Annotated in this window: 15 protein-coding genes; 5 read left to right on the plus strand and 10 right to left on the minus strand. The window is 70.6% G+C overall.

The window, feature by feature from the left end:
• Positions 1-10: 10 nt before the first annotated feature.
• Positions 11-778 (minus strand): SDR family oxidoreductase, encoded by a 768-nt coding sequence (locus tag QRN23_RS09640; RefSeq protein WP_056045077.1) that lies wholly within the window; start codon positions 776-778, stop codon positions 11-13.
• A 123-nt stretch (positions 779-901) separates the two neighbouring features.
• On the opposite strand from QRN23_RS09640, the gene QRN23_RS09645 reads away from it, so the two are divergent.
• From QRN23_RS09645 to QRN23_RS09660, 4 genes are all read left to right on the plus strand, one after another.
• Positions 902-1,381 (plus strand): NfeD family protein, encoded by a 480-nt coding sequence (locus tag QRN23_RS09645; protein ID WP_285063414.1) that lies wholly within the window; start codon positions 902-904, stop codon positions 1,379-1,381.
• A gap of 4 nt (positions 1,382-1,385) precedes the next feature.
• Entirely contained in the window at positions 1,386-2,525 is a 1,140-nt protein-coding gene (locus QRN23_RS09650) for an SPFH domain-containing protein (protein ID WP_285063415.1), read from the plus strand.
• On the plus strand, positions 2,525-3,313 hold the full coding sequence (locus QRN23_RS09655; RefSeq protein ID WP_285063417.1) for a glycerophosphodiester phosphodiesterase family protein: 789 nt from the start codon (positions 2,525-2,527) through the stop codon (positions 3,311-3,313). The genes QRN23_RS09650 and QRN23_RS09655 overlap by 1 nt, the downstream gene beginning before the upstream one ends.
• A gap of 116 nt (positions 3,314-3,429) precedes the next feature.
• Positions 3,430-3,795: an RNA polymerase-binding protein RbpA gene (locus QRN23_RS09660; protein ID WP_043594952.1), complete on the plus strand. Its 366-nt coding sequence runs from the start codon at positions 3,430-3,432 to the stop codon at positions 3,793-3,795.
• Between the two features lie 84 nt (positions 3,796-3,879).
• Here QRN23_RS09660 and lnt read toward each other — a convergent pair whose 3' ends face one another.
• The 9 genes from lnt to QRN23_RS09705 all read right to left on the minus strand — a co-directional run bounded on the left by lnt (position 3,880) and on the right by QRN23_RS09705 (position 14,192).
• Positions 3,880-5,508, minus strand: coding sequence for an apolipoprotein N-acyltransferase (gene lnt / locus QRN23_RS09665; RefSeq protein ID WP_082460215.1), 1,629 nt, complete (start codon positions 5,506-5,508; stop codon positions 3,880-3,882).
• 74 nt (positions 5,509-5,582) lie between these two features.
• Positions 5,583-8,078: a DEAD/DEAH box helicase gene (locus QRN23_RS09670; protein WP_056045084.1), complete on the minus strand. Its 2,496-nt coding sequence runs from the start codon at positions 8,076-8,078 to the stop codon at positions 5,583-5,585.
• 4 nt (positions 8,079-8,082) lie between these two features.
• The gene (tatC, locus tag QRN23_RS09675; protein WP_056047397.1) at positions 8,083-8,838 is read right to left on the minus strand and encodes a twin-arginine translocase subunit TatC; all 756 of its coding nucleotides are present in this window, start codon (positions 8,836-8,838) and stop codon (positions 8,083-8,085) included.
• A gap of 78 nt (positions 8,839-8,916) precedes the next feature.
• A complete protein-coding gene (gene tatA, locus QRN23_RS09680; protein WP_159826684.1) occupies positions 8,917-9,210 on the minus strand; it encodes a twin-arginine translocase TatA/TatE family subunit in 294 nt (97 codons plus the stop codon).
• A gap of 104 nt (positions 9,211-9,314) precedes the next feature.
• Positions 9,315-10,307 carry a helix-turn-helix transcriptional regulator gene (locus QRN23_RS09685; protein ID WP_056047399.1) on the minus strand — a complete coding sequence of 331 codons (993 nt, stop codon included), beginning with the start codon at positions 10,305-10,307 and terminating at the stop codon, positions 9,315-9,317.
• Positions 10,300-11,322 (minus strand): helix-turn-helix transcriptional regulator, encoded by a 1,023-nt coding sequence (locus tag QRN23_RS09690; RefSeq protein ID WP_159826680.1) that lies wholly within the window; start codon positions 11,320-11,322, stop codon positions 10,300-10,302. The genes QRN23_RS09685 and QRN23_RS09690 overlap by 8 nt, the downstream gene beginning before the upstream one ends.
• Before the next feature lie 24 nt (positions 11,323-11,346).
• Positions 11,347-12,276 (minus strand): FKBP-type peptidyl-prolyl cis-trans isomerase, encoded by a 930-nt coding sequence (locus QRN23_RS09695; protein ID WP_285063423.1) that lies wholly within the window; start codon positions 12,274-12,276, stop codon positions 11,347-11,349.
• Between the two features lie 106 nt (positions 12,277-12,382).
• The gene (locus tag QRN23_RS09700) at positions 12,383-13,432 is read right to left on the minus strand and encodes a tRNA (adenine-N1)-methyltransferase (RefSeq protein WP_056045090.1); all 1,050 of its coding nucleotides are present in this window, start codon (positions 13,430-13,432) and stop codon (positions 12,383-12,385) included.
• Between the two features lie 67 nt (positions 13,433-13,499).
• Positions 13,500-14,192, minus strand: a complete 693-nt coding sequence (locus tag QRN23_RS09705) for an HAD family hydrolase (RefSeq protein ID WP_285063426.1) — start codon at positions 14,190-14,192, stop codon at positions 13,500-13,502.
• A 121-nt stretch (positions 14,193-14,313) separates the two neighbouring features.
• Between QRN23_RS09705 and QRN23_RS09710 the strand changes: the two genes are divergently transcribed.
• On the plus strand, positions 14,314-15,225 hold the full coding sequence (locus QRN23_RS09710) for a proteasome assembly chaperone family protein (RefSeq protein WP_056045092.1): 912 nt from the start codon (positions 14,314-14,316) through the stop codon (positions 15,223-15,225).
• Positions 15,226-15,254: the final 29 nt, after the last annotated feature.

Raw genomic sequence — 15,254 nt, forward strand, 5'->3', positions numbered from 1 at the left:
GGGGCCCGTCTCAGACGATCGGGGCGAAGTCGCTGGTGTCGCCCACCAGGCGGGTGTGGTCGGCCGGGACGGGGTCGACGGCGGCCGACGCGACCTCGGCGGCGAACTCGGCGACGTTGTACAGCTTGCCCGCGCTCTCTTTCCGCGACGAGATGGCACCGGGGTTCGAGCGTTCGAGCAGGGTCGCCGTGATCGTGCCCTCGATCATGTCCCCCGAGACCACGACGAACTCGACGCCCGCGGTCTCGAGCTGCGGCAGCATCTCGCGCAGGGCGTCCTCGCCGGCACGCTTGCTGAGGGCGACGGGGAGGTACTCGGGCATCGTCTCGGTCGTGCGGATGAAGTGCGCCTGGTGGCTCGTGACGAAGACGACGCGCGACCCCGGGGCGAGCAGCGGCAGGGCCGCCGTCAACAGCGCCACCTGGGCGTCGCGGTTGAGCTTGAGCGCGTAGTCCTCGGCCATGCCCGTCTCCATGCCGCCCGAGGCGTTCATCACGAGGACGTCGAGGCCGCCCCAGGCGTCACGCACCGTGTCGAACATCGCCGCCAGGCTGGCCTCGTCGGTGAGGTCGGCCCCGATGGCGATCGCCTCGCCGCCCGCCTGCTCGATGGTCGAGACGAGCTGCAGTGCGCGCTTCTCCTTGTTGCGGTAGTTCACGACGACCTTGGCTCCGGCCTCGGCGAAGTAGCGCACGGTGTCGGCACCGATACCCCGGGACGATCCGGTGACCAGGACTCGGGCTCCGGCGAGGGACTCTGCGGCGAGGGGGTTGGACAAGGCGTGCTCCAGACTGTGCGGGGATCGATCGGCCCGTGGACCGGACTCGACCCTACCAATCCCCCTCGTCATCGTCAGGGGCGGGTGATAGTTTTCATAACAGGGGAACGAGAGAAGGTCGACGTGGACGTCTTGAACGATTACGCATGGGTCGCGTGGATCGCGCTCATCCTGGTGTTCGTCATCGTCGAGGTGACGACGCTCGAATTCACCTTCCTCATGCTCGCCATCGGCAGCGTCGGCGGTCTGCTCGCCGGCCTCTTCGGTGCCCCGTGGTGGCTGCAGGCGATCATCGCGGCCGTCCTCGCGGTCCTGTTGCTGTTCACCGTGCGGCCGCCGTTGCTGCGGGCGCTCCGCCGCGGGGGCGATCCGACCCCCAGCAACGTCGAGGCGCTGCTCGGGCTGCGCGGCACGGTCGTCGTGCCCATCGGCTCCGACCCCGGCCAGGTCAAGCTGTCGAACGGCGAGACCTGGACGGCCCGCGTGCTGTCCTCCCCCGCGACGTCGGCAGGCGCCGACCTCGCACTCGACACCGGGGCCCCGGTCGTCGTGACCGCCATCGAGGGGTCGACCGCCATCGTCGCCCCCGCAGAGAGGTCCTGAAGCCATGGACACCATCAGTGCCGGAACCGTCGTCACGATCGTGGTCGTCGCGATCGTCGTCGTGCTCGTCCTCGTCATCCTCTTCCGCTCGGTCCGCATCATCCCGCAGGCGAGTGCCGGCGTGGTCGAACGTCTGGGGCGGTACCACAAGACCCTCTCCCCCGGGCTCAACCTGCTGGTGCCGTTCATCGACCGCGTGCGGCCGCTGATCGACATGCGCGAGCAGGTCGTCTCGTTCCCGCCGCAGCCCGTCATCACCGAGGACAACCTGGTCGTCTCGATCGACACGGTCGTGTACTTCCAGGTGACCGACGCCCGGGCGGCCACCTACGAGATCGCCAACTACCTCGGGGCCGTCGAACAGCTCACGACGACCACGCTGCGCAACGTGGTCGGTGGGTTGAACCTCGAGCAGGCCCTCACCAGTCGCGACAACATCAACGGCCAGTTGCGCATCGTGCTCGACGAGGCCACCGGCAAATGGGGCATCCGGGTCGGTCGCGTCGAGCTGAAGGCCATCGATCCGCCCCTGTCGATCCAGGACTCCATGGAGCAGCAGATGCGTGCCGAGCGCAACCGTCGCGCCGCCATCCTCACCGCCGAGGGCACCAAGCAGTCCCAGATCCTCGAGGCCGAGGGGTCGCGACAGTCGTCGATCCTCAAGGCCGAGGGCGACGCCAAGGCCCAGGTGCTGCGGGCACAGGGCGAAGCCGAGGCCATCGCGACGGTCTTCAACGCCATCCACGCCGGCGACCCCGACCCGAAGCTGCTCGCGTACCAGTACCTCCAGACCCTGCCGAAGATCGCGGACGGCTCGGCCAACACGATGTGGATCATCCCGAGCGAGTTGACCGAGGCCCTGAAGGGCATCGGGCAGGGCTTCTTCGCCCCGCGCGACCCGAACGCCCCGGGGTGGACCCCGACCGAGGCCCCCAAGGTCTCCGAGATGGACGTCACCCCCGACCTCGCATCGACCGTCGACCTCGAGGCCGAACCGGACCTCGGCTTCCCGACCGTCACCACGCCCGGTGAGACCGGCTCCGGGGTCGGTTCCGGAGGCGCGGGTGCGCCCGGCGCCGATCGGTCGGCTCCCGGGGCGGGCGCGTCGGACACCGGGCCGACCACTCCTCCGGCGACCTCGTAGTGCCGTCCGCTCCCCCGGTCTCGGCCGGCTGGTTCGCTCCGGCCGGCCCCCGGGTGTTGGCGCACCGGGGCCTGGCCGTCGACGCCCCGGAGAACACGATGCTGGCGTTCGCCCTCGCCGTGTCGGCCGGGGCGACGTACGTCGAGACCGACGTGCACGCCACGCGCGACGGCATCGCGGTGATCAGCCACGATCCCGACCTGACGCGGCTCGCGGGACGCGAGCAGCGCCTCCTCGACCTCGACCTCGCGGAGGTCAAGATGGTCCGGCTCGACGGTGAGCACGAGATCCCCACCCTCGACGAGGCGCTCGACGCCTTCCCCGAGACCCGGTTCAACATCGACCTCAAGTCGGACGAGGCCGTCGCGCCGGCCGTCCGAGCGATCGCCCGCGTCCGGGCGACGGATCGCGTCCTCGTGACCTCGTTCGACCACCGGAGGCGTCTGCGGGCGGTCCGGGCGCTGCCGGGAGTCGCGACGTCGGCCTCGTCCCGGGGCATCGTCGCGGCGGTGGCCGCAGGCCTCGTCCCGCTCCCCCGCCTCCGGCGATCGCTGGTGCGGCGCGCCCTCGTCGGGTGCCGGGCCGTCCAGGTCCCTGAGCGCAAAGGCCCGGTCCGCATCGTCACGACCGCGCGCGTGGCCGAGTGGGCGGCCCTGGGTGTCGAGACGCACGTGTGGACCGTCAACGAGCCTGCCGACATGGTGAGGCTGCTCGACCTGGGCGTGCACGGCATCGTCACCGATCGCACCGACCTGGCGCTCGACGAGGTGCGTCGGCGCGCCGTGTGACCCCGTCCCGAGACTGCCCGGGCACTGTGAAGGGACTGTGAAATCGCACGGCCCGGAACGGCGGAGGGCCAGAACGGGTTACAACGGGTGATTGCAACGCGAGAGGAGACCACACAATGGCAGATCGCAGTTTGCGCGGAATGAGGCTCGGCAGCCAGAGCCTGCAGAGCGAAGAGGGCGTGGAGTTCTCGCCCCGCAAGAAGGCCGTCTACCAGACGACCGACGGTCAGACGTTCGACATGGTGTTCGCTGCGGACGCCGAGATCCCGGACATCTGGCAGTCGCCCAAGAGCGGCCAAGAGGGTCGTCTGCTCTCGGCCGACGGCAAGCCCGTCGAGATCGACGCCGGAGACGTGAAGGTCCCCCGGAGCCACTGGGACATGTTGCTCGAGCGACGCAGCCGTGACGAGCTCGAGGAGCTCCTCCAAGAACGACTCGACTTCCTCAGGGCCCGAAAGGGTCAGCACAAGATCGGCGCCTGACGACCCGTCCGGCAGCGATCCGACGAGAAGGCCCGACCACCTCACGGTGGTCGGGCCTTCTCTCGTCCCGGCGGGGCCGGACCGTCAGTCGACGACCCGCCACCGCGGCAGGATCGGGTCGGGTGCCTCGTCGAGCCGGCGTCGACGAGTGGAACGCCGGGTCCCGATGAAGAGGCGCGACAGCAGCAGCATCGCGAGACCGAAGAACGACACGAGGAGTTCGATCGCCCGGCTCGCCACGACGGCGGGCGTCGTCCCGGTACCGAGGTCGACGACAGCCACCATCGTTCCGGGCTCGTAGTCGGGGATGCTCGCGGTCGTCCTGCCCGAGGCGTCGATGGCCCGCGTCGAGGCGACGGTCGAGACGTTGACGAGGGGACGTGCCGTCTCGATCGCCCGCAGGCGTGCGATGGCGAGCTGTTGCTCGTTCTCGTCGGTCTGCCCGGGACGGGTCCCGAAGTCGGCGTTGTTGGTCTGGCCGATGATGACCTGCGCGCCCTCGTCCATCATGTTGGTGATGAGCTGGTCGTCGACGATGTCGAAGCAGATCGAGATCCCGGCACGGAAGTCACCGAGGTCGAAGACCTCGTCCCGCGTGCCCGGCGTGTAGTCCCGCCCGATGAGGTCGATCAGGTCGGGAGCGAAGGGCCGCCAGAAGGCGCGATCGGGGACGTACTCCCCGAACGGGACCGGGTGCTTCTTGTCGTACTGGTCCGCCACTCCACCGTCCGACCAGAGCAGGGACGAGTTGTGGACGGTCTCACCGTCGTCGCTCTCGGTGATGACGCCCGACACGAGGGGGGCGTCGTAGCCACGGGAGATCGCGTCGAAGACGTACTGGCCGGTGGCGTCGCGGGTGGGATCACGGTCGCTGCCTCCCTCGGGCCAGACGATCATGTCGAGGGAGCGCTGGTCCTCCGGCAGCCGTGCGAGCTGGGCCTGCAGGTCGCTCATCGCGAGGACCTGGGCGTTGGTCAGGTCGCCGTACTGCCGGTCGGCGAAGTAGCCGGCGTCGCCGTCGCCCTGGACGGCGGCGATGGTGGCGGTGCCCGAGGAGTGCGTCGGCCAGTGCGGCACCGCGAGGGCGGCGACCACGACCGTGGCAGCGGCGAGCACGCGGGTCGAACCCCGGACGGTCGTCTGCAGGGCGAGCTGGATCAGTGCGGCGACGATCGCCACCATGAGGAACGACAGCCCCGAGATGCCGAGCCAGGCGACGAGACCGGCGAACGGGCTCTCGGACTGGCTGAGGGCCACGCGACCCCAGGCGAAGCCGCCGTAGGGCCAGTTGCCGGCGACGAACTCACGGAGCGTCCAGAGCCCCCCGACGACGACGGGCAGGAGGACCGTCCGGCCCAGGGTGCCGGGCCAGATGAGCGGGACCCAGCGGTACGCGAGGGTGATGAGCATCGCCCCGGCGGCGAAGAAGAGCGCCTCGAGGGTCGACAACGCGGCCCAGGGCACGACACCGAGGAAGAGCGTCGCCCACGAGATGTGGATCAGGTAGAAGGACAGGCCCGCCACGAGGCCGACCAGGAAGGAACCGCCGAGCGACCGGCCCCGGAGGGCCACCAGCACGAACCCGATGCCGACGAAGGTCAGCGGCCAGACGTCGCCGTCCGGGAAGCCGCCGTCGAGGACGGCGCCGGCACCGAGGGCGACGATCAGGGCGAGCCAGAGGGGCAGTCGGACGTCGGTCGCTCGGGAAGACACCCCGCGATTCTAGGTGGCGGCGTCTGGGAGGCCGGTCGTCCTCGGCGGACGTCCGGCCTCGTCGGGGAGGAGGGTCAGGGGCCGACCGCGGTGTAGGCCACGATGCCGCGACGGACGGCGTCGAGCGCCTGCCGGGCCGTCGGACCGACCGGCAGGTCCCCCACGACCGACAGCTGGTCGAGCAGGTCGATCGTCTGCTTCGTCCAGCGGACGAAGTCGCCGGCGGCGAGGTCGGCGTCGTCGAGCACCGAATCGAGTGCGGCACCGCGGGCCCAACGGTGCATCGCGAGGGCGAGACCCGGTGCCGGGGGCTGGCTGCCCGGAAGGTGGTGCTCGTGCTCGAGGTCGTCGAGTTCCGCCCAGAGCAGCTGCGTGGCGTCGAGCGCGGCACGGAACTCGCCGCGAGGCAGGAATCGCTCGGAGAGCTGGCCTTCGTCCCGACGGGGCTCGTACACGAGGGTGGCCGCCATGGCCGCCATGGACGGCACGTCGAGCATGTTCCACACACCGAGGCGCAGGCTCTCGGCCACGAGCAGGTCGCGATCGCCGTAGATGCGCCGCAACGTGCGACCGGTCGGGGCGACGGTGACCTCGACGTCCCGCGGGACGCGACCCGCCCCTCCTGCGTTCGTGCCCGTGGGGACGAGGTAGCCGCGGTCGAGCAACACGTCGGTGACCCGGTCGAAGACCTTGGCGACGGCGCCGGTCCGACTGCGGATCTGCGCCGACAGTTGGTCGGTCTGCTTCTTCAGCTTGAACCAGCGCTCGGACCAGCGGGCGTGCTGTTCGCGCTCCGGACAGGCATGGCAGGGGTGCGTCCGCACCTGCCGACGCAGTTCGCCGATGCGACGCTGACGCTTGTCGCGCTCGGCCCGCGACTGCGAGTCGGCCCGGGCCGCCCCCTGCTTCTCGAGGTCGCCGACCTCGCGACGCAGCATCGTGTACTCGCCGAAGTCACCCAGGTGGCACGCCATCGACGCGGCGTAGCCGTCGAGTGACTGCTGCTGCGATCGCACCTTGCGGGCCAGGTCGACGACCGAGCGGTCGGCCTGGAACTGTGCGAACGACGTCTCGAGCACCTCGCGGGTGCGGGATCGCCCGAACTGCTCGATGAGGTTGACGGCCATGTTGTACGTCGGCCGGAAGCTGCTGTTCATCGGGTAGGTGCGCCGCGAGGCCAACGAGGCGACGGCCTGCGGGTCGAGACCCTGCTGCCACTGGATGAGCGAGTGGCCCTCGACGTCGATGCCCCGGCGACCGGCACGACCGGTCAACTGGGTGTACTCGCCGGGCGTGATGGGCACCCGAGCCTCGCCGTTGAACTTCTCGAGCTTCTCGAGCACGACCGTGCGGGCCGGCATGTTGATGCCGAGCGCCAGCGTCTCGGTCGCGAACACGACCTTGACGAGCTTCTTCTGGAAGAGCTCTTCGACGACTTCCTTGAAGGCCGGCAACAGGCCGGCGTGGTGGGCCGCCACACCTCGCTCGAGCCCGTCGAGCCACCGCCAGTAGCCGAGGACCGCGAGGTCTTCGTCGCGCAGGGTGCGACAACGGGCCTCGACGATCTCGCGGATCTCACGACGCTGGTCGGCGGTCGTGAGACGGATGCCCGACCTCAGCACCTGGGACACGGCCTGGTCGCAGCCGACCCGGCTGAAGACGAAGAAGATGGCGGGGAGCAGGTTCTGGTCGTCGAGCATCTCGACGATCTTCCAGCGGTCGAGGCGACCGGGACCGCCCTGCGTCGGAGGTACGACGTGGCCCCGGGGGCCGGTCCGACCCACCGAGTGGCCGTCTCGACGACCACCGCTCCGCCCGCCGCGTCGACCGAGCGAGGTCGCGCGCAGGAGCTCGGGGTTGACCCGGTTCGTCGCGGCCTGCCCCGAGGAGTCGAAGAGGTCCAGGAACTTGCCCCCGACCAGGACGTGTTGGTCGAGGGGCACGGGACGGTCCTCGGAGACGATGACCTCGGTGCTCCCCCGGACCGTCTGGAGCCAGTCGCCGAATTCTTCGGCGTTCGACACCGTGGCGCTCAACGAGATGAGCCGCACGTCGAGCGGCAGGTGAATGATGACTTCTTCCCAGACCGCGCCGCGGAACCGGTCGGCCAGGAAGTGGACCTCGTCGAGGACGACGTACCGCAGGTCGGTCAGCATCTCGGACCCGGCGTAGATCATGTTGCGGAGCACCTCGGTCGTCATCACGACGATGCGCGCCCGGGAGTTCACGTTCGTGTCACCGGTGAGCAGCCCGACCTCGGACGCTCCGTACTCGGCCACGAGTTCTTGGAACTTCTGGTTGCTCAGTGCCTTCATGGGTGCGGTGTAGAACACCTTGGCCCGCGGGTCCTGCATGGCGAGGTGGATCGCGTACTCGGCCACCAGGGTCTTGCCGGCGCCGGTCGGTGCCGCGACGAGGACGCTGTCGCCCGCTTCGAGGGCGGCGCACGCGGCGAGCTGGAACGGGTCAAGGGCGAAGCCGAGACGGGACCGGAAGGCCTGGAGCTTGGGGGTCTTGTCTCGCGTCTTCGCCGCGGCGAAGCGTTCCGCGGGACTGAGGTCGGGGCTCACCGGGTCACCCCGCCGCGAGTTCGGCGTCGAGCGCGGCTGCCCGCTTCGCGACCCGGCGGTCGTGCAGCCAGGCGACGCCGGCGGCGAGGAAGAACAGCACGATCATGGGGATGGCCAGGAGGAACATCGAGAAGATGTCGGCCGACGGGGTCGCGATCGCGGTGAACAGGACGATGACGAGGATGGCCACCCGCCAGCCCTTGACGATGGCGGCGGCCGAGACGACGCCCACGAAGTTCAACAGCACCAGGAACACCGGCATGACGAAGGCGATGCCCACGGCGAGCACCAGCTTGAGGACGAAGTCGTAGTAGACCTTCGACTCGATGATCGTCGCGTCCTGGGTGTCGACGAAGCCGGTCATGACCTCGACGATGTGGGGCAGCACGTACCATCCCGCCAGGCAGCCGCCCAGGAAGAGCGGGATGGCGGTGCCGATGAAGCCGACGGCGTAGAGCTTCTCTTTGCGCACGAGGGCGGGAACGATGAAGGCCCAGACCTGGTACAGCCAGACGGGACTCGAGATGACGACGCCGACGGTGACCGCGATCTGGAGCTTGAGGTCGAAGGCGCCCGTGATGTTCGAGTAGTTGAGGGTGGTCTCACCCGTGCGTGCCGCCGCGATCGCCTCGACCGGCGACCTCAGGGCGTCGAGGACGAAGGGCGCGAGGAACCAACCGGCGACAGCAGCCAGGATGAGGGCCAGGGCGGAGATGAAGAGTCGCTTGCGCAACTCGAGCAGGTGTTGCCCGAGGGACATCTTGCCGTCACGGCCTCGGCTGCGGCCCGTGCCCCTCCCCTGGGTGCTGTCGCCACGAGTCGTCGTCGTGGCCACGCGTCAGGACTTCGGCGGGACGTCGCGGTTCGGCGACGGGTACGAGTCGTCGACGCGTCGTGCGGTCGGACCGTCGGTGTACCGGGCGGACGAGTCGTCCGGACGACGGACGGGACGGTCGTCGAGGTCGTCGTCGACGGCCGACTCCTTCTTGTCGCTGTTGACCTCGTTCTTGAAGATGCGCATCGACTGGGCGATGCTCTTCGCGAGGGCCGGGAGCTTCGGCGCACCGAAGAGCAACAGGACGATCGCCAGGATGATGATCAGGTGCCAGCCTGAGAGCGCGTTTCCGAACATGATGGGGTCTCCTTGCGGGGCAGGGTGACGTCCACTCTACCGTGCGGCCTCGTCTGCGGCAGGCACGGCGCAGGCGATGCACAGGGCGTGCCGCAGCCGGACGTTCAGGGAGTGACGGACGGGTCGACGTCGTAACGCTCGATCGCCCGACGCGCCCAGTCGGCGACGGCAGAGCGCGCCGACTCCGGCCCGACGACCTCGGGGTGACCCGGGAGTCCCGCCACGAGCCGACAGAGCGTGCCGAGTCGGTTGACGCGCAACCGGAGGCGCACGCGGTCGTGCGGGAGGGGTTCGGGTTCGTCGGGACCGTAGTCCGCGAGGAGCGGCGCCGCGGCGGCGTCGAGGTCGAGCACCACGACCAGGTCGTCCGGAGACCCCTCGAACAGCGTCTCGGGCAGGGTGACGTCGTCGGCCCGGTGAGCGATCGGAGTCGCGGTGAGCGCCGGGGAGGCGATCCGGTCGAGTCGGAACGTCCGGGGCGCCTCGCGCAGGTGGTCCCAGGCCCTGAGATACCAGTCGGCGTCGACCGACTCGACCCGCAGCGGGTCCACCCGCCGTCGTTCCGCGACCCCCCGGGTGCCGCGATAGTCGAACTCGAGCTGGACGCCCGCCTCGACCGCCCGGCCGACGAGCCCCAGGACCTCGTTCGTCTCGGACTGGTCGACGGCCACCTGGCTCGGTTCGCTGGACGCCCCACGCGACAGCTTGCTCATCAGTGTGGCGATGGCCGCGCGGTCCGCGTTCTCGGGCAGCGACGAGAGGTACTGCAGGCCCGCGATGAGGGCGGCCGCTTCGCGAGCGGAGAACCGTGGCGAGTCGTCGATGGCGACGAGGTTGGTCAGCACGATGACGTCGTTCTGCTCGAAGTCGTCCCACGCGATGTCGAAGAGGTCGCCGTGCTGGTACTGCGTCGTCTCGCCAGGGACGCCCGAGACGGCGATCAGCTCGACCGCACGCCGGATCTCGCCCACGCTCACGCCGAAGTGCGCGGCCGCCTCGGCCACGCTGACTCGCTCGTGGTCCATGAGCCACGGGACGAGCGACAGCAGGAAGGCGAGCTTGTCGGCCGCGTGGAGGGCACCGCGGGGCTCAGCCACGGGCACCCCCGTCGACCGGGCCGGTGGTGTGGGCGGCGAGCACGGCCTCGAGGCGGGTGCGCACCAGGGCACGGAGTCCGTCGGGTTCGACGACGGTGACCTCGGGACCGAAGGAGGCCAGCTCGTCGGCGAGCAGGTTGTCGTCGGTCCAGTGGACGAGGAGCGTGTCGGGATCGAGACGGGTCGTGCCACGGCGCTTGCCGAGTCGGGTCTCGGCGTCGGACAGGGGCTCGACGCGGACGGTCGCGGTGCGATCGCGCCAGACCTGCTCGAGGTCGGCCAGCGCGCGCTCGGCCGTGGCGTCGTCGGGTCTCGTGTACGGGGTGGTGGTCAGCTGGACGGGGCCGACGACACGGGACAGGAGGAAGGTCTTGAGCGCCCCCGTGCCGACCTCGACCGCCGACACCAGCCACCGGCCCTGGTGCTGGACCAGGGCTGCCGGGGCGACCTCGCGCCGGCGGGCGGACTCGTCACCGGGCTTCAGGTAGTCGAACCGGACGACGACGCCCCGGTCGAGCGCCGTCCGCAGTGGCTCGAAGGCCGCGTCGCGGGAACGGAGCCGAGGGGCGTACTCGAGCTCGGGCACGCTCGCCGCGCCGCCGAGCGAGCGCAACTTGAGGAGTGCCCGTCGGGACTCGTGGGAGAGCGACCCCTCGCGCCACACCATCGCCGCCAAGGTGAGGAGGGCGGTCTCCTCGGACGAGAACGAGATGTCCTCGGGCAGTTCGTACGCGCCCCGCGGGATGCGATAGCGGAGGGCCTGGTTGTTGCCTGCCGCCGCGGGATCGTCGATCGTCTCGAGGGGGACGCCCAGTTCGCGGATGTCGTCCTTGTCCCGCTCGAACTGCCGCTCGAGCGCGGCGTTGTCACCCGAGCGCGAGTACCTCTGGCGGTACCCCTGGACGGTCGACAGGATCTCGGTCTTGCTCAACCCGGAGTCCGTCGCGAGCAGGGCCAACACGAGGCTGAACAGTCGCTCTTCGACGGGGACGCGGGGGGTGCGGGCAGTGGGCACGGCGACCGGCTCAGCAGGGCCGGGTCATCGGATCGCCCCGAGCACGTCGAACACGTACACGTAGGCGGAGCCACCGCTGTCGGACGTCGCGGGGAGCACGACCATGACCTGCGAGCCGACCTGCTGGCCCACCAGGGCCGACCGGATGTCGTCGGGGATCTGCTCGTCGCCGAGGTCGACCGGCGTCGCCGAGCCGCCGTTGGTCCAGGTCGACCCCGCGACCGTGGACGGCTGGCTCCAGGTGACGGCCGTGAACTGCACCACGGCGGAGTCGTCGGCGGTCAACGTCGGACCGTGCCCCTTGCGGACGAGGTGCACGACCTCGTCGGTGGGGGCGTCACCCGCGGGGATCGTGATGCCGGGTGCACCGTCGGGGGCGGTGACCACCGCGGGCAGGCCGTCCGCGCCGAGCTGGAGGGCCCCGTCGGCCTTCGCGAGGAACGCCCGCTTGACGTCGACGACGGCGACGTAGGCGGCGTCGGGATCGTCGTTCGGGGTCGTCGCGGCGCCGTTGATCGATGCCGAGAGGTCGCTGGCCTTGACGGCGACCGCGACGCGCGAACCCACCGTGGAGCACTCCAACGCGTCGACGAGCGGGGCGAGCGTCTGCCCGCCCACCGTCAACGGGACGTTCGTCGAGCCGTCGTAGCCGCTGTCCTCGAGTTCCTGGCCCGTGCTGCCGTCGAACAGGGTGTAGTCGATGACGACCGGGGTGCCGTCGACGAGTCGTTGACCGTCGCCCTCGATGAGCGTCGAGACTTCGGTCTTCTTGGTCACGATCGGCGTCGGCACGTCGACGTCGGGCTTCGTGCCGAAGTCGCCGGTCGCGGTGACGACCGAGGCGGCGTCACCCGTGGGAGGGCAGCCGGCGGAGCCGGGGCCGGCCGTGCTCGAGCAGGCCGTCATCGAGGCGAGCAGGCCGACCGTCACGACGAGGGCGGGGATCTTGCGCACGGGGACTCATTTCGTGGAGGCGACCGGGGGGTCGGGTGGGGCGACCGGTCGGGTCGTTCGGATGCGGGGACAGCTTAGCGGGGGTGGTCGGAGCCCTCGACGATGCTCAGGCCGGGGTGGAACCGGTCGACGTGCCGTCGGCGCCGGCTCCGTCGGTGGTGCCGTCGACGGCCTCGGTCGCCGCGATCGCGGCCTCGGCCGCCGTCCGGGCCTGGCGTGCCGTCTTGCGCAGCTTCTTGTCGCTGGCCGACCGCTCGCCGAGTGCGCCGGGCGTCCAGGCCTCGACGTCGGCATCGCTGTAGTCGGACTTGGAGGGGCGTCGTTTGAGCTGCGGGAGCACCGCTCCCGGTGCCAGCCGGCGGGCGGTGAGGAGGAAGCCGGTGTGCCCGATCATGCGGTGGTCGGGGCGGACGGCGAGGCCCTCGACGTGCCAGCCGCGGACGAGCGTCTCGGACGCGTCGGGCTCGGTGAAGGCCTCGGAGGCGCGCAGGGCCTCGGCCGTGCGCGAGAGCTGTGTCGCGGTGGCGACGTAGCAGATCACCAGACCGCCCGGCTTGAGGGCGTCGGCCGTGACGTCGACGTTCTCCCACGGCGCGAGCATGTCGAGCACGACCCGGTCGACCGTCCCGTCGGGCATCGCCGCGGGCAACTCGTCGGCCAGGTCGCCGACCGTGACCGTCCAGTTCTCGGGCTCGGCACCGAAGAAGCTCGCGACGTTGCCCTCGGCGACGTCGGCGAACTCCTGTCGGCGCTCGAAGGACGCCAGGCGACCCTCGGGGCCGACGGCCCGCAGCAGCCAGAGCGACAGCGCACCCGAACCCACGCCCGCCTCGACGACCGTCGCGCCGGGGAAGATGTCGGCGAACGCCACGATCTGGGCGGCGTCCTTCGGGTAGACGATGGCCGCGCCCCGGGGCATGGACATCACGAAGTCGCTCAGCAGCGGACGGAGGGCGAGGTACTCGTCGCCCGTCGTGCTGGGGACGACGGACCCGTCGGGCAACCCGACGACGTCGTCGTGCGCGATCATGCCGCGGTGCGTGTGGAACACGGCGCCCGGGGTCAGCACGATGGTGTTCATCTTGCCCTTGGGGCCCGTGAGCTGGACCTTGTCGCCTTCGACGAAGGGGCCGGACTGGCGGCGGAACGCGGTCATGCGAGGGTGCTGCTTTCGATCGGGTCGCACCCCGAGGGGTGCAGGAGGCGCGGCGTGCGCACCGGGGTCAGGAGTCGGAGGTCGCCCGGTCGCGGACGGCACGGCCGGCCCGGTGCAACGCGCGGAGGTCGTCGACCGTGGTGCCGACGAGGGTGTCGCGGCGGATGTAGGGGCCGTCGTCGGCGAGCGGTGCGTGGTGCTCGACGCCGATCGCGACGGTGCCGGCGGCGACGGCCGAGGCCAGGCCGGGCGTGCTGTCCTCGATGGCGATGCAGTCGGCGGGGTCGACGCCCAGCAGGGCGGCGCCCCGGAGGTAGGCCTCGGGGTGCGGCTTGGCGTGCTCGACGTCGTCGCCGGCGACGATCGCGTCGAAGGCCTCGAACTCGATGGCGTCGACCATGAACTGGGCCATGCGGCGGATGGACATGGTGACCAGGGCGGTCGGGACGCCTTCTCGGCGGAGCTCGGCGAGGAGTTCCTTCGCCCCGGGACGCCACGGGATCTCGACCGCGGCGCGCTCGAGGACCGCGGTGGTCAGGCGGTCGATGATCTCGTCCTCGGTCAGGTCGACCCCGTGGGACTGCAGGACCCGGGCGGACTGCCACAGGCCGCTCCCGATCATGGCGTCGCCGTCCTCGCGGCTCCAGGTGCCGCCGAACGACTCGACCAGTTCGACCTGGCAGAGGAACCAGTACGGTTCGGTGTCGACGAGGGTTCCGTCCATGTCCCACAGGACGGCGGCAGGCAGGGTTTCGGTCACGGCGGACGAGTCTACCGGGCCTGGTCGACGTGGCCTCCCGGCCCGCGCCTCCTGGTGGCGGTCACGGTCTATCGTGGAGGGTCAAGCGCCGGACGCCCTTCCGGCACGGTGAGGACTCAGGTTGACGAACACGTCGGATTTCGCTGCGGGACGCCTGCTGGTGGTCGCCTTCGAGGGCTGGAACGACGCCGGCGAGGCCGCCAGCGGCGTCGCGCGCAGCCTGGTCGAGACCCTCTCGCTCGAACCGGTGGCCGAACTCGACGGCGAACGGTACATCGACTACCAGTTCAACCGCCCGCAGGTGGGGCTCGACGACGACGGGGTGCGAACCCTCGTGTGGCCGCGCATCCAGCTGCACGCGGCCGCCGACGCCGCGACGGTCCTCCCCCGCGACCCGTCGTCGCCCACCACCGAGGTGCTCGTGCTGCTCGGTGCCGAACCGTCGCGGAGCTGGCGCGGTTTCGCCGCCGAGATCGTCGACCTGATCGACGTGCACGACGTCACGGGCGTGGTGTTCCTCGGAGCCATGCTCGCCGACGTCCCCCACACGCGGCCCATCTCGGTCTTCGTCAGCAGCGAGAACGAGGCCGTCCGCGACGAGTACACCCTCGAGCGCAGCACCTACGAGGGGCCGGTGGGCATCTTGTCGGTCCTCGCCGACGCCGTCGAGGCCGCGGGCGTGCCGACCCTGTCGATCTGGGCCTCCGTCCCCCACTACGTCCACAACGCCCCGTCGCCCAAGGCGACGCTCGCGCTCATCGAGAAGCTCGACGAGCTCTCGGGCGTGACGATCCCCCGCGGCGAGCTCGCCGCCGAGTCGACGGCCTGGGAGTCCGGCATCGACGCCCTCGCCGCCGACGACGAGGACATGGCGGGTTACATCGAGCAGCTCGAGCAGGCCCGCGACACGGTGGACAGCCCCGAGGCGAGCGGTGAGGCCATCGCGCAGGAGTTCGAACGGTACCTCCGTCGGCGCGACGGCAAGGGCGGAGACGGACGACCGGACGACCCGCGGTACCCCCCGGTCCCTTGACCGGTCCGCCGGTGCCCGTCAGGAGGGGC

The organism is Frigoribacterium sp. ME-P-080, from assembly GCF_030209595.1.
GTDB lineage: Bacteria > Actinomycetota > Actinomycetes > Actinomycetales > Microbacteriaceae > Frigoribacterium.